This window comes from Bacteriovorax sp. BSW11_IV (genome assembly GCF_000447755.1).
Taxonomy (GTDB): domain Bacteria; phylum Bdellovibrionota; class Bacteriovoracia; order Bacteriovoracales; family Bacteriovoracaceae; genus BSW11-IV.
The window spans coordinates 17,795-31,978 of record NZ_AUNE01000027.1 but is presented as its reverse complement, the minus strand read 5'-3'; the positions used below and the strand labels follow the sequence as shown (position 1 = coordinate 31,978).

Genomic DNA, 14,184 nt, shown 5'->3' with positions numbered 1-14,184 from the left:
AATAAAAGGGAGCTTATAGCTCCCTTTTTAATTCTTTGTTATAATAGGCATATAACCAGATCGAAGGAATCGATTTATGTCTGATGACAAAACACGCCCAGACCTTACCCGTCTAGAAGATATCTCAGCTTTCTTCCACCAAGAAGATGATGAGGTCAATGCCAAATTAGAAACTTATAAAGACCCAAATCAAACTCAAGACGATGACGATCAAGAAGATGCCCTGCCTTCTATCGATGATCTTGAAGACGATAGCGATAAACCATCTTTTCACATGAGTAATGATTCACAAGAAGATGAAGACCAAGAAGATGAGTTTCCCCAAATGCCTGAACAAGACGAAGGCCAAGACGAAGAGGCCACAATTCCCGACTTCCAGTTATCAGAATCAGAATTAGAATCTGAATCTGAAGAAGATGAAGATGAAGATGAAGAAGCACTGAACTTTGGCAGTGATGAAAGTTTTTCCTCAGAAGAATTTGGCGAAGAATTTAGTATGGATTCCAGCGAAGAAAGCGAATTCCCAACTTTTGATTCAGAAGATACTGAATATAACGATGATTCAGAAGAAGACAATGACGACAGTGATGGCGTTGATGATCAAGAAGAAACAGACTTTCTAAGCTCCAATGAAGACTTAATCGATTATAGCGATGAGAGTGCACAAGAAAATAATGACGTGGTAATGGAAGAAAGCTTAGAGGCCGTCTCTGAATATGACTCAGAAAACGAAATTGAAGTCGATAATCCTCCTTCTTTTTTTGAACCTGAAGCAACACAGACTCAAACAACACAAATGCCAAGTCCACCTACTAGAGAAACATTTCAAGACGTAAGACGCTTTAGTGAAAATATCACTTATGGCAACGTTGCTCTAGGAGGAAATCCTCCCTTTAGTATTGTTTTAAAGAAGATCAAATACCATGAAGATGGAGAGGCCATTGCATCCATCTTAGAAGAGCACGGCCTAATCAATGATAGCAATCGTCAAGTCATGACCATGAGTATCGAACACGGAACATTACTTCTTTCCCAACTTAGTGAATACGCCGCAATCTATTTATGCCATAAGTTAAGACGCTTTAATCTTGAAATTTTAATGGGACTTTCAGAAGAAATTCGTCCGTCAAAATCATATGAAAACGAAGAGAAAGGACTTGTCACAAAATCAAATCTTCGCCAAAACAAAACGTCACATCATGAATTTAAAGAAAACGAAATTAAACAAGAAGATATTATCCTCTCGCTAGATTCAAGACTGGACGCAATGCAAATAGTCCGTTATATCGACATCATCTCTTCTCACAAAGTTGTTTTAGAGAGCGAACTTAGACAAAACTCTGAAGAGGAAGAAGATTATCAAGAAAATATTGCTGATCTTTCTCAAAGTGAAGTTTTTGATCAGTTAAAAGAAAGACTGCGTGCACGTGCATTTGAATTGAAGGCCAATGCGGTTGTGGGAATTACATACCAGATAACTCCTCTAACAGAGGGCATGGACCGTGAATTTAAAATAACATGTACAGGAAATGCTGTTTGGCTAATAGATGCCCCAGGAGCTAGAAATTGAGCAAATTAGAGAGTATCCCCCTAAGTTACAATACATTAATCATTGGAGGGGGAATTGTTGGTGCAGGAATATTTAGAGACCTCTCTCTTCAAGGACTTAATTGTCTTGTTGTAGATAAAAAAGATTTCTCATCTCAAACATCACAAAGCTCATCGAAAATGCTTCACGGTGGAATTCGCTATTTAGAGAATATGGACTTTGGTTTGGTATTCGAGGCCCTTCATGAAAAAAATCTTTGGTTAAAAATTGCTCCACATTTGTGCTATGAAATGAATTTTTATATGCCCGTATTCAAGGATTCATTAAGACCAAAATGGATGCTTAAGATTGGATTATTTCTTTATGATCTCCTTTCTGGTTTTCAAAATTCACCCCATAAGATGGTTTCTAAATCAGATACAATGAAATTCATTCCAGGAATAAAGGAAAGTGGCCTTAAAGGCAGTGGAATGTACTATGATGCCATAGTGGATGATCTTAAATTAACTTTAGAAGTTATTTACGATGGCCTTAAAAACAAAAACTGTCATGCTCTTAATTATGTTGAATATGTGAAGCATGAAACTCTGTGTGATAATCAGATTAAAGTGACACTAAAAGATAATATCACCGGAATATCAAGAGACGTATTTTGCCAAGATCTAGTCTTTGCCACTGGGCCATTTACTGATCACGTCTTAAAAGATGAATATGAACTCAAATGGAAAGATCATATTCTGCCTTCAAAAGGAAGCCATATCTGGATAAAAAAAGAGCGACTTCCTCTGAAGTCGGCCATGGTGCTTACCCCTAACGATGGTCGAGTCATCTTTGTTATACCCCAAAAAGATCATGTCCTAGTGGGAACAACAGAGGTTAATGCCAACGAAGACTTCTTTGATATTAAGGCCAGCCAAAATGAGCTTGAGTACTTAATTGCAAATTTAAATAACTATTTTCCCCATTCAAAATTTACTTTAGAGGATATCGTTAATTCTTTTGCTGGCATAAGACCACTCGTAAAAGAAGATAGTGATTCTAATCTTGGAAAAACGGCCAGAGAGCATAAGTATTTCCAAGTGAAGCCAAATTTGCACATTATTATTGGTGGTAAATATACAACTTTTAGAGTGATGGCCAGTGATGTGGCCAAGGCCATTTGCCTACGCCAACAAAGAAATTACAATGATGGCCTAAGTTCAATGCCCCTTCGCCAAAAAAGTATTGTTGATTCATTTAAAGAAATTCATATCAACGATGAGATTATCAAGTCGATTGTTGAGAAGGAACACGTAAGAAAGATAGAAGACGTCTCTAGACGTATTAATCGCCCAGAGTTCACACTGAGCGATTCTCAAAAAAAGTTAATTGAAACTCTACTTTCTAATTAAATTTATCATAATCCAGGGGAACTTGCTTTCCAAGCCAAAGTGCCCCTGATGTATGATCTTTAAAATCATTATCACTCAATCTATGAACCAATATTGATAACGGTCCACGATTGTCCATAAGCCATAAGACAAATTCAGTAAAATGAGATCTTTTAAAATTAACTTCCATCATGGGTTTCAAATGGGGACCAACATTTTTTGGAATAATATCTCCAACAAAAATGTCTTCAGAGCTAAAACTCTCTTTAATTTTATTTTGTAAATTTAAAATAATTTCATACTGATTTAAGTCAAAATAAATGTGAGCATCAAAATCACACACCCAGTCTTTTGGCCTTTTAATTGAATTAAACTGAAACTTTAACTTTGAAATATCCATGATTCACCTATAAACGATATAAAATAAAATTGGCGCCCAAATAGCGGTAAAAACGCCCATTAACCCGATGGCCAAACCAGATAAGGCGCCCTCAACTTCACCGATTTCGAGAGCTGTGGCCGTTCCTAAAGCATGAGACGCAGATCCCAGGGCAAGCCCCTTGGCAATAGGATCTGAAACATTTGATTTTCTTAATAGTGAAGGACCAAAGCTGGCCCCGAAAATCCCAACAATAATAACAACGACAACAGCTAATGAAGGTAATCCTCCCAAAGATGCCGAAACTTCGATAGCTATGGGTGATGTTACTGACTTAGGAAGAAGACTTGCGACGATTTCCCTATTGGCACCCATTGCATAAGCTATCGCAAAAACAGAGGCCACTCCAAAAAGAGCACTAATAATCATTGTTATTAAAATGGGATAGAGCTGTTTTTTAATATGTGTGTAATTGTCGTAAAGAAAATATCCAATAATGACAACTGAAGGGCCAAGCATAAAATCAATGGCGGCAACACCTTTATTATAAGTTGAAAAATCAATTCCCATTATTTTTAATGCACTAATTATGATAACGAGAACAACAATCACTGGATGAAACAAAGGAAACTTTACTTTGCGAGCAAGGGCCACTGAAAACAGATATGAACCGACTGTTAAAAGAATAAAAAAAAGATCAGTGCGAAAAATATCCATTAAACACCTGTCCTTTTCACAAGCCACAAATACAACTTAGGAACAAAAAGCAAAATGAGAATGGTGCTAATTAAGCTCGAAAAGATAATAATGAGGAAATTGGCCTCAACTATTTTATATGAGTCCATAAGGCCGACGCCAATAGGAACGAAAAAAAGCGGGATAAATTTTGAGACCAGTTTTGAAAACTCACCAACACTTTGGGACTTAATTAAATTCAATTTTAGTGACAAGAAAAGGAAAATCATACCAAGAACACTTCCTGGCATGAATCCATTAAATATAAATTTCGAGGCCAAATTGCCCAAAAAAAGATGAAGTAAAATAAGAAAAAAACCAGTTAAAAGGCCAGGCATAAGCACTCCCCTTAATTCCTTTTAGTCTTCTCCATTTTAACTTGATTGACAAATGTTTGTATATATCGCGATGAACCATGCTCACCCTTATTTGAAAAGTGGACCAAATAAAGAATGCCATTGTCCATATAACCCCCGAGTCTAATACGTCCAACATCATTACCACGGATAAAAACTTCAATAATATCACTATCAATCATTAAACGTTGTATACCATGCCCAGTACCCGACGAGCCAAATCCATGGGTAATTGCAGTGAGTATTTTTGGCGCGGCCTTTTGCTCTACTTGTAGAGAAGAGTGAAAAAGTTTATCAACAACATTCTGATTGAAGACAACTTTTAATGAATGAAGATCATTTCGAGTTGGAACTTCATAAACAACTTCTGCCTGCACAAGTGAAGAATCCTTAGTCATGCCCTGCCAAATATCATCAGGAGTATTTACGAGTGTTTGTTCAACTTCTTTAGGCAGTAAACTAGAAATTCGGTTTTTTAAATTTTCAATTTCATTAGAGCTAAGTTTCTTACCTTCTAAGGCCTTTTCAATAAGCTCAGACAACGTATGTTTTGCATTTTCAAGATCTTGAAAGTAGCTTGCATCATGATCACCAAAGCGAAACTCGCTGGCAACAGATCGCAACAGCAACTCTTCAATCTCGCCAAGAACTTCTATGGCATCGTCACTTGAAATGACACTTTCATTAATAAAAAACTTTTCAACTAGACCATAACAATTATTGAGTCCACTACCCCAGACAACTGATGGATGAAAAATAAAGAGAAATAATAGAACAATTACAGCTTTCACAACAATTCCTTTTGCAAAATGCAAACCACTCATTTGGTCGAATTTTACATATTGGGTGAAGGCCTAAGTGTCAACGAATAAGACGACTGTCTTTAGAGATTACACATTACACGTCTTAAAGATTTCAAAGCATTTTTTTCCCGAGACGATAAGTTGTTATTAGAATCAAGATCATCATAAATAGAAACACTTTTTTGGGAATTAGTTTTAATTTTATCTCCGTCAAACGATGCGATATCGTCACTTAAATGATAACTCCCAGCGATACGTCTTTGAGTGAGGCCATATTGATCCTTGAATTCTAATGTTCCATCTGAATAGATGGCCTTTGGATATCCTTTTTGCAATTTCCCTGATTCATCTTTAAAAATAACGTCATTTTTTGCAAACACTTTTCCCATGGGCGTATAGTCGACAACTTTGCCATCCAAAGATTTATAAACCGTGCGTCCTCTTAGATCTGTTGTTTTTTCGACAATTATTGTCTCGCTTTTTTTCATTGGATTACGAGCATGGTAAAGATTGTCCATATCAACATCACGACCAAGCACCAACGCCCTTCCACTAGGTTTATGATTTATTGAGGCCAGGGCCGGATTACTTTTAACAACAGTTTCATCCACTGATTTATTTAGAAGCTCACTCCCTAAATCGGTTGTTCGTTTTTTAAGTCGATTTTGGTCCAAGGAAGAACCTGGATTGATTTGAGAAATATCGGTATTATTAATGGCCACTTCTAAAAGAATCTTTGCTTTAATATGTTTTTGGCGAGAGATTTCTTCATCAATTTTTGTACGATTGATTATATCAAGAAGTGTATTTCCTTTTATGGCATTCTTTTGCGTTTCAAGCTGTTCAATACTTACTCCTTCGACTTGAGTTTGACGTATAATCTCATCGAGAAGATCAGATGCTAATATAGAAAACGAATATACAAGAATAAAGGCCGAGACAAATAATTTATAGAGCACATTTTCCTCCTGATTTTTTAAGTTCACGCAAAAGAACCTCAGGTGATTCAATAAAATAATTTCTTGTTTTCTCATCTAGGCGATCTAAAATGACAAACATCTTTGTTTGCATATTAGGATCTAATTTATCTACTTGCGAATTGAATCTCTCTTTTTGAAACGGATTTTTCTTTGCTAAAGTTTTTGAAATATTACTCTTTTCATAAACTCTTAGAAGCCCCTTCATTCCGATGTGACCAACTTTTAGACCTACGAGTCCAATCAAGCGAGAAACACCAATATTACTAAGTGAATCGAGTTCTTTATCTCTAAGTCGATTCACCTCGTCTTGATAAAAGGAATCTCTTTCTAATACTGTAGTTACACCACGGGCCTTGCTGATGTCTGAATAGTTACTCATATAGGAAAAAAAATTGATTGTACTTGCCCCAGTTGCCCCAAGGCCAGCAACAAAAGCGGTAGGACAGCCAACAATTTGACCTACACCTGTTGGCGTAATACACAGACCTAAACCACCGAGAGAGGCCATTTCTAGCCCCATTACAATGTCCTCATCTATAGGTGAGTTTTCTTTTTGGCAATTACAAAAACTTTTCACAAGCTTTGCCGGATCTGCTGAAGAATTGATCGCATCTAAAGTTATTCGAGAATGAACGTTATAGAGCTGACATGAGTTGAAGGAGTTAATACTCTCCAGTGGACTGAGTTGCATCGCTAGGGATTGTTGAAGTTCTGAAGTAAGATCTTTATAGATGATATCCATTTGCTTTTCATTTTTTCCACTTACGAGACCTTCTAGAACTTTTCCAGCATTTGATTTTACTTTAAACCCCAACTGCGATACTTCATCAAGTTTTTCAGGGACTTCACCTAATAAGTAAGAATCTAGAACATACTCTTCTTCCTTCGTTTCAACTTTATAACCACCTGTGATTTTAAATTTTGATACCACATAATCTTTAAAGAATTTGAAATTATGATTAGTGACTAAAGGATAGCGCAACTCCATTATTCGTAATTTATGTTTGATATTATTCTTTTGGTCATTTGTTAGTGGATAATTTGCAAGAAGAGTTTTTTGTTCATGGTAACGTATGGCCGAAAGAAAATAACGTTTTTGAAGTTCAGCATTTTTTTTTCGAGAAAATTTTGGAAAGTGATAACCTTTAACTTCTAATTCGTCTTTTTTTCGACTAAGCCCTAAATCTTCTTTTTCTACACCGAGAGCGGCCAAAACTTGGATTGAGTTATAAATTTGAGCATCGGCCATGGACTGAATATTTCTCTTGATTTCACTTAGGGCCAAATGCTCATCAAGATCTCGAGACAATCTGTCTTTTCGATGAATTTCAGTTATAGATTTTTTTGTGATAAGACACTCTCGACCCATCTCATCTTCGTAGTTCTCAAGCTTTAGACATATTGAATCCTGACCAATTAATTCGTCTCGCTCATATTGCGCAAGGGCCAATTGAGGCAAGGAAGTAAGAAAGAGGGTAAAAATAACGAACTTAAACATACTTTTTTAATCGTATTTTCATGTGAAAACTTTATTAGCTTTCATTATCCTGATACACTTAGGAAAAAATTAACAAGGATGAATAGTCATGGGACAACTTAAAGATCAAATCAGTCAAGAAATCATTACTGCAATGAAAGCAAAAGATAAGATCAGACTGAACGTGCTTCGCTATTTAAAAAAATTATTTATTGAAAATGATACTTCAAATAAACCAATTGAAGAGATGGATATTGTTATCTCTTATGCAAAAAAAATTAAAGAGTCTCTTTCTATGTTTCCAGAGGGTTCTGACCAATTTAACGAAGTCCTTGCTGAGGTAAAAATCTTAGACGAATACTTACCGAAGGCGCTTACAGAAGAAGAAGTTGTAGCGCTTATCAATGATATTAAAGCAAATCATGCGGCCCCAAATCTAGGCGTAATAATGAAAGAATTGTCGCCACAAATTAAAGGTCGTTTTGATGGAAAGCTAGCTACAGATCTTATTAAAAAGGCCCTATCGTAAGGGCCTCTTTTTTTAATTTTTTATTGTGTGCGATAAACGCAGCGAAAGCCATTTTTTGTTGCACTTGATGCTGAACTTGATGCTTGCATATTCATATTAAATATCCCTGCACTCAAATCTTCATTATAAAAACCACCACGAGTTAGTGCGCCCACCGGTCCACCAATAATCTTACCAGTCCCCTGACTAAAACCATAACCATTGGTCTGACCGATATCTTCTAAAACTAAACTTCCTGTGGGGATTGGCTCCATATATCCTGCAGAACTAACATCTGTTGGACCCATTGTTAAAACCGAATCTGTCAAAGTGAAGTCAACCCACTCAGAAAGATTCCCCGCAAAGTCCCAAATGACTTCACCGTTTGAAAGGTTATGAGTTCTTTTATAATTGTGATCACCTGATACTGCACATGCATTTACACCAGTATTGAAAACACAATTGACGCTCTTATCAGAAGAAAAATTTGTATTAGTTGCTAAACTCCATCCTCTATTAAGAGCATTTGGTGAGCCGATCGCTCCATTAGACCAATTAGATGGTTGGAGTTCAATATTTTTTGCAATTACAACCCACTCTTCATTTGCGATAAGATCAAAACGAGAAGACTGAAAACCTGGCTCATTGACGTTGCGACAATAGGCACTAGCATTATCCATGGAAACAGCACTCCACGGCACCGCCACATCTGAAGATATAGGTTGGTTTGAGCCATTATTGCTCGCCTCATATTTCATAACGCAAAAATCATTAACAGGAGCAACTCCCGGAACTTTTATATAATGAGTTGGACACAGTAAAAAAATATCAACGACTGTTGTCATTGAGGCGGTGTACTGTCCATCAGAGACATCAATTCCCAAGTTATGAGTTCCAAGCTGGCCACCTATTTCGGGATTTATGACAACATCACAATTGCCCACTGAACATGTGCATGTTACTGGAAAAGAAACTCCGACTGTTGAACAAGTTACGCTATCGCCATCTACGTCATTATAGGGAAAGCTAAAAGTAAAGGATTGGTGCTCTGGCACTGAAACTGTGGGAATAGTAGTTGTAATCGCTGGTGGATCGTTTACAGGATCAATAGTGAAATTAATGGTTCCAACATTTGAGACTAATGAATTGGACACAACGTTGAAGTCAAAGCTTCCAGGTCCGTTTGCATTTGGCAAAGATCGAATTCCAACATCACATGTTCCACTAGTACAAGTACAGTTCGTAGTCACTTGGACATTGACCTCATTTGAAATAGTACAAGCTGTCGCTTGATCACCTTCAATGTCGGTATAATTTAAAATAACAGTCTGATCAGCATCTTCAATTAAATTGGTTGCAAGAGTTAAACTTTGCGCAACTGGAGCATCATCAACAGCGAGAATATTAAACACGATTGTGAAATCATTTGAAACTTGGCCATTTGTATTTACTGAGTAAGAAAAAGAAGCTGCCCCAAAACTATCTGGATTGCCTTTTAAAGTTGCACCACACACCCCTGCCGAACATGAACACGCATTCACAAGGGATACGAGCGACATTTGTGAAATCGTACAACTTGTGGCCTGATCACTTTCGTTATCAGAATATAATAGCGTTACATTGAAAGTATCATCTTCATTTATATTAGGCTGTACAAAACCTGTGGCCACTGGTGGAGTGTTATAGAGCCCTCCAGCACTTGCATAATTAGTCTTTACTTGTGTGACATAGTTGCTATTTTCAGGTGTACTACAGTTTGCACCAGTAATGACAATTTCAACTTGTGCATCTTCACCTGTTAATTCAACTGGGCCGAAGTCCCCACAAAAAGCACTAGCAATAGCAAGATTGACATTATCAAAGGCGACGACTTGAAAGTGCCAAATTCCATTTGGAATTTCAACTATTCCATCAGCTGTATCAGATAATGAAATATCAAAAGGTGGAATTGGTTTACCATCCGGACCTAGAGCATCACCAACAGGATTTGCCCTTAAGGTTGTGAAGGAGTAATTATTTAAAACTTGCGCCCCCAAATACAATTTGAACGATGCATTTGAATTATTTTTCTTAGCACTACAGGAAAAGAAAAATAAACTCATCAAAATTATCATTGTCATTGAAAAGAGTTTGTTTGCCATTTGATTCAACCTTTTAAAAATCCTAGTATCTTTATCGGTTAATTCTAAAAATATTTTATTATTATAAGGATTATTTATAGTGAATTTTTAGTAATTCTACTAAACAGTCAGTTAGAGTTCATTTATCAACATTCATTAACTCCAAATGCCCATTTTAAGAGGTGATTCTTCAGTCCATCCTGTTATAATTTAATAAATTAGTTTTTAATCACGGAGTTTCGATGAAAAAATTTGGAATCGTTTTTTCACTACTATTAATCACATCCAATATATTTGCCCAAACGGTGACATCTCAGCATCACAACTTCCAAATTGAAAAAATTATTGATACCGACGACGTCATCTGGGGCCTTGATTTTTATGATAATGAAACGATACTATTCACACTAAGAAGTGGTCATCTTTTCAAACTTCAAAATGGTCTCAAAATGCCAATTTCTGGCACTCCAAGAGTCTACACGAAAGGGCAAGGAGGACTTCTTGATGTCAAAGTTAAAGAGATTCAAGGTCAAAAATATATATACCTCACCTACTCAAAACCAATCAATGACGGAGCTGTCACAGCACTAGGTCGTGCCAAATTAAATTTAAAAGATAATAAGCTCGAAGAATTCACAGAGTTGTTTGTCAGCAATGCTAATAGCGACAAGACTGTCCACTTTGGTTCTCGTCTAGTTTTTAAAGACGACAAAATCTATATGGGCATTGGAGAAAGAGGACTGCGCGACTTATCCCAAGATAAAACAAAACATCACGGAAAGATCATAAGACTTAATCTCAATGGAACAATTCCAGCAGACAACCCTCACGAAACTGATAAGACCTTTGCAAAAGAAGTCTGGAGCTTAGGCCACCGCAACCCTCAAGGAATTGATATCGACCAAGATGGCAATATTTGGAATAGTGAGTTTGGTCCCCGTGGTGGTGATGAAATCAATTTAATAAAAAAAGGGGCCAACTACGGCTGGCCCATTATCACTTATGGCAGTGAGTACTGGGGTCCTAAAATTGGAAGTACACATAAAGAAGGAATGGAGCAACCTATAAAATATTGGACACCTTCAATCTCCCCTTCTGGCCTTTTAATTTATAAAGGGAGTGCATTTGAAAATTGGCGCTCAGACTTCTTCTTGGCCAATTTGAGCTCGCGACATTTACGAAGGGTGCGAATCAAGGAAAATAAAGTTATCGAAGAAGAGGAGCTTCTGAGTGAGCTTAAAGAGCGCATACGCCATGTGAGCGCCAATAGTAAAGGCCATATTTTTATATCTACAGATAGTGGCAGAATTTATGAGATCAAACCACTGGAGAACAAGATCAAATAATGCCAAGCATTGTTTAGAGGTGAATTTTATCAGAAATAAGGTTTGACAATTATGGACCGTTCATACACAATCACAGCTACTTAAACAGTAAGTGGTCAGATGCCGGAGCGGTCAAACGGCGCAGTTTGCAAAACTGTTGTATCATCGGTTCGAATCCGATTCTGACCTCCACTTAAAACACAATCCCTTTCAAATATTCGCCTCGCAAACTGCGGGGCTTTTTTTTTGCCTAGAAATAAAAAAGGCCCCCAATCAGGAGGCCTTTATATTTAACAATACGATCTTTTGATTATGCTTCACGAATTACGTACTTATCTTTTCCTGCATCTACCATTTCTTTCAATTCTTTTCCTACTTTGAAGAAAGGAACTTTCTTTGGTGGTACTTTTACAATCTTACCAGTCTTAGGATTTCTCCCTTCGTAAGCTTTGTAATTTCTGTTAGCAAAAGAGCCGAAACCGCGAATTTCAATTCTTTCATCGTCATAAAGAGACTTAATCATACTGTCGAAACAAATGTTTACAATCGTTTCAGCTTGTTTGTGAGTCAGGTTTGCCTGCTTTTCTACTGCTGCAATTAAATCCGCTTTTGTCATAATCTTCCTCCGAGATGCGTATAGAGAATTTGTTTTTCTTTCGTTTTTTTACCTATCGGTAAGTTTCGAGAATTACTTAACAAGATTAAATGAGTTTTCTTATTTTTTAGAAATTCAGGCACTTACATTACTATGGTGTCAGTCTTGTGACCAATTTTCAAGGCATTAGTGCTAACTTTTTTTAACAAAGTTGTTTTTTAAGCTATGGAAATGACTCAATTTTTAAAGATGGCCGTCTTTATTGCTCTGTGTATCTTAAAATAGGTTAAAGGTGAAAGAAGCGATGACGAAAAGATAGTTAGAATGAAAGAAAAATTAACACTAATTGTCCTATTTACTCTCCTACTTAGTTCTTGCGTAAAAGAGGCCGGACGCTCTAAGCGTGTAATCTCTGGAGCATCAGATCTTGTTGATTCTTGTGGGGAGTCACTTTATTACGAAATCGATAATGAACAATGTGTTTCTTCTTGTACTGAAGGATTTCATATTGCTGATGCAAGTGAGATTGCTGATATCACAGAAAGTCTAACAGAAGATCAACAAACAATTCTCTCTGGTGCCAAAGGCGCTTGTTTGAAAGATAGTGATGAAATTATTCGTCCGCAAGATTCTGTTTTTATCAATTCAGATTTTTGCGTATGTAAAGCGAAACAATCTGTCACACTCAATACATCGCCTAACTGTCCTGCATTTTGTGCCACCAAAACAGACACTCAAGCTAAGCTCTATGGTTCTGTTACAGTCGGATCAGAAATTGTAAATCAACCTCTTTTTGGAAACCTCAATGGCTGGTGTACAAATGCTATTCAAACTGGTTCAAACCCAGACCCAGCAACTCCACAATGTTTTCTAACAGCGAAAACTGGTGAGCAAGTGAACGTCACAACATTTCCAGGAACAAATAAATTTGAAGCCGTTCTAGAGCCGACGCTGCTTTTCGATACGCCTTATGTTCTTAACATCCAAGAAACGAGAACAGGAACTAATGCACAAAGTGATTACCTACAAGTGCTCTTGAAAAATCCGGTCGAAGATGATGACACAGGAATCATTCGCTTTAAGGGGATCACACAATATACGTGTTTGCGCTTTCTCATTGAAACAGATAGCAGTTCAAATGTGAGTATCTATAGCGATATGGCGCGAAGTCACTTTTACTTCAGACCAGACAATGCACCACCAGCACTGCCAGACACTGAAAAAAATATTGTCTGCTTCAATTATCGTGAACACAATACAAGAGTTGATAATGAGGAGTATCCTCGTCTTGAATATAGAGCAAATCACTTTGCCGTATGGGATTTAAATGATCCAAGAATGTATTTAGAAAATAACCAATTAAAGGCCAATACACTTATTAAAGAAGAATACGCCAGAAGAAATGGTGGAGATACGCTTGATCAAGATATCTTTTCATTACTGCAATGGTCTAACGTTCCTCAAGTGAGTGGTATCGCCGGAGCTCAACCAAATCTTGGCTATATCATGGTGCCATTTGTAGATAAATATGGATTTGGAAAATGCCCAGGAACAGATGATTACAATAGTACTGATCCACTTTATAGTGTGTTAAAAGACCTTGTAGGTGTACCAACTGAGGCCCTATATATCGCAGTAGGACCGACCGAAACTTTTACAGACTCACAAGGAACAAGTACGACTGTTACTCCTGATGTTATGTTCGTTCGTGAAAGTGAAATTAAACCCATCTGGTTTCATATAAAACAAGATGGCTCAAAAATTAGACCAACTTCCCTTTCTGTTCGTGACTACACAACTTATTTCTACTGGCCACCTGTAGCGAATGACTTAGACCCTTTTACACAAAAAGGTTATCAAAAACGCTACACTGTACGTGCGGCCGATGATTTACAAAATGAGGTTGGTAATTCAGGAATCCCTGTAGGGATTAGGCCTTCTGACAAACGTGTCGCTTGTGTTCCGGCCGTTGATTCTATTGAATAAG

General features: G+C 37.1%; 13 protein-coding genes and 1 tRNA gene. 6 read left to right on the top strand and 8 right to left on the bottom strand.

What is annotated here, in order from left to right:
- Window positions 1–76: 76 nt before the first annotated feature.
- Together M899_RS07575 and M899_RS07570 are read left to right on the top strand one after the other, a co-directional pair.
- Window positions 77–1,570 (top strand): hypothetical protein, encoded by a 1,494-nt coding sequence (locus tag M899_RS07575; protein ID WP_021270845.1) that lies wholly within the window; start codon window positions 77–79, stop codon window positions 1,568–1,570.
- On the top strand, window positions 1,567–2,940 hold the full coding sequence (locus M899_RS07570) for a glycerol-3-phosphate dehydrogenase/oxidase (RefSeq protein ID WP_021270829.1): 1,374 nt from the start codon (window positions 1,567–1,569) through the stop codon (window positions 2,938–2,940). Before M899_RS07575 ends, M899_RS07570 begins: the two co-directional genes overlap by 4 nt.
- On the opposite strand, the gene M899_RS07565 is transcribed toward M899_RS07570, so the two are convergent.
- From M899_RS07565 to M899_RS07540, 6 genes are read right to left on the bottom strand one after another with little or no spacing between them, the layout of a single operon-like run.
- Window positions 2,933–3,319, bottom strand: a complete 387-nt coding sequence (locus M899_RS07565; protein ID WP_021270825.1) for a DOPA 4,5-dioxygenase family protein — start codon at window positions 3,317–3,319, stop codon at window positions 2,933–2,935. The two genes, M899_RS07570 and M899_RS07565, sit on opposite strands and share 8 nt — an antisense overlap.
- Before the next feature lie 3 nt (window positions 3,320–3,322).
- Window positions 3,323–4,015 (bottom strand): LrgB family protein, encoded by a 693-nt coding sequence (locus M899_RS07560; protein WP_021270932.1) that lies wholly within the window; start codon window positions 4,013–4,015, stop codon window positions 3,323–3,325.
- A complete protein-coding gene (locus M899_RS18785; RefSeq protein WP_021270849.1) occupies window positions 4,015–4,371 on the bottom strand; it encodes a CidA/LrgA family protein in 357 nt (118 codons plus the stop codon). Before M899_RS18785 ends, M899_RS07560 begins: the two co-directional genes overlap by 1 nt.
- An 11-nt stretch (window positions 4,372–4,382) precedes the next feature.
- The gene (locus M899_RS07550) at window positions 4,383–5,213 is read right to left on the bottom strand and encodes a hypothetical protein (protein ID WP_231370262.1); all 831 of its coding nucleotides are present in this window, start codon (window positions 5,211–5,213) and stop codon (window positions 4,383–4,385) included.
- Between the two features lie 59 nt (window positions 5,214–5,272).
- A complete protein-coding gene (locus M899_RS07545; RefSeq protein WP_021270847.1) occupies window positions 5,273–6,151 on the bottom strand; it encodes a hypothetical protein in 879 nt (292 codons plus the stop codon).
- On the bottom strand, window positions 6,141–7,670 hold the full coding sequence (locus tag M899_RS07540; protein ID WP_034728414.1) for a hypothetical protein: 1,530 nt from the start codon (window positions 7,668–7,670) through the stop codon (window positions 6,141–6,143). Before M899_RS07540 ends, M899_RS07545 begins: the two co-directional genes overlap by 11 nt.
- An 88-nt stretch (window positions 7,671–7,758) precedes the next feature.
- Between M899_RS07540 and M899_RS07535 the strand changes: the two genes are divergently transcribed.
- Window positions 7,759–8,178, top strand: coding sequence for a GatB/YqeY domain-containing protein (locus M899_RS07535; protein ID WP_021270866.1), 420 nt, complete (start codon window positions 7,759–7,761; stop codon window positions 8,176–8,178).
- A 20-nt stretch (window positions 8,179–8,198) separates the two neighbouring features.
- On the opposite strand, the gene M899_RS07530 is transcribed toward M899_RS07535, so the two are convergent.
- Window positions 8,199–10,298 (bottom strand): hypothetical protein, encoded by a 2,100-nt coding sequence (locus tag M899_RS07530; protein WP_021270832.1) that lies wholly within the window; start codon window positions 10,296–10,298, stop codon window positions 8,199–8,201.
- Window positions 10,299–10,519: 221 nt separating this feature from the next.
- Between M899_RS07530 and M899_RS07525 the strand changes: the two genes are divergently transcribed.
- Together M899_RS07525 and M899_RS07520 are read left to right on the top strand one after the other, a co-directional pair.
- On the top strand, window positions 10,520–11,623 hold the full coding sequence (locus M899_RS07525) for a PQQ-dependent sugar dehydrogenase (protein ID WP_021270893.1): 1,104 nt from the start codon (window positions 10,520–10,522) through the stop codon (window positions 11,621–11,623).
- 93 nt (window positions 11,624–11,716) lie between these two features.
- Window positions 11,717–11,794: transfer RNA gene (locus M899_RS07520), tRNA-Cys, on the top strand.
- Window positions 11,795–11,912: 118 nt separating this feature from the next.
- On the opposite strand, the gene M899_RS07515 is transcribed toward M899_RS07520, so the two are convergent.
- Window positions 11,913–12,218 (bottom strand): HU family DNA-binding protein, encoded by a 306-nt coding sequence (locus M899_RS07515; RefSeq protein ID WP_021270872.1) that lies wholly within the window; start codon window positions 12,216–12,218, stop codon window positions 11,913–11,915.
- Window positions 12,219–12,521: 303 nt separating this feature from the next.
- Between M899_RS07515 and M899_RS07510 the strand changes: the two genes are divergently transcribed.
- Window positions 12,522–14,183 (top strand): hypothetical protein, encoded by a 1,662-nt coding sequence (locus M899_RS07510; protein WP_021270915.1) that lies wholly within the window; start codon window positions 12,522–12,524, stop codon window positions 14,181–14,183.
- Window position 14,184: the final 1 nt, after the last annotated feature.

Excerpts from the sequence above, each read along its gene's own strand:
- M899_RS07530 (WP_021270832.1), bottom strand. The coding sequence starts at position 10,298 with ATGGCAAACAAACTCTTTTCAATGACAATGATAATTTTGATGAGTTTA.
- M899_RS07535 (WP_021270866.1), top strand. The coding sequence starts at position 7,759 with ATGGGACAACTTAAAGATCAAATCAGTCAAGAAATCATTACTGCAATG.
- M899_RS07515 (WP_021270872.1), bottom strand. The coding sequence starts at position 12,218 with ATGACAAAAGCGGATTTAATTGCAGCAGTAGAAAAGCAGGCAAACCTG.
- M899_RS18785 (WP_021270849.1), bottom strand. The coding sequence starts at position 4,371 with ATGCCTGGCCTTTTAACTGGTTTTTTTCTTATTTTACTTCATCTTTTT.
- M899_RS07565 (WP_021270825.1), bottom strand. The coding sequence starts at position 3,319 with ATGGATATTTCAAAGTTAAAGTTTCAGTTTAATTCAATTAAAAGGCCA.
- M899_RS07540 (WP_034728414.1), bottom strand. The coding sequence starts at position 7,670 with ATGTTTAAGTTCGTTATTTTTACCCTCTTTCTTACTTCCTTGCCTCAA.
- M899_RS07525 (WP_021270893.1), top strand. The coding sequence starts at position 10,520 with ATGAAAAAATTTGGAATCGTTTTTTCACTACTATTAATCACATCCAAT.
- M899_RS07550 (WP_231370262.1), bottom strand. The coding sequence starts at position 5,213 with ATGAGTGGTTTGCATTTTGCAAAAGGAATTGTTGTGAAAGCTGTAATT.
- M899_RS07575 (WP_021270845.1), top strand. The coding sequence starts at position 77 with ATGTCTGATGACAAAACACGCCCAGACCTTACCCGTCTAGAAGATATC.
- M899_RS07560 (WP_021270932.1), bottom strand. The coding sequence starts at position 4,015 with ATGGATATTTTTCGCACTGATCTTTTTTTTATTCTTTTAACAGTCGGT.
- M899_RS07510 (WP_021270915.1), top strand. The coding sequence starts at position 12,522 with ATGAAAGAAAAATTAACACTAATTGTCCTATTTACTCTCCTACTTAGT.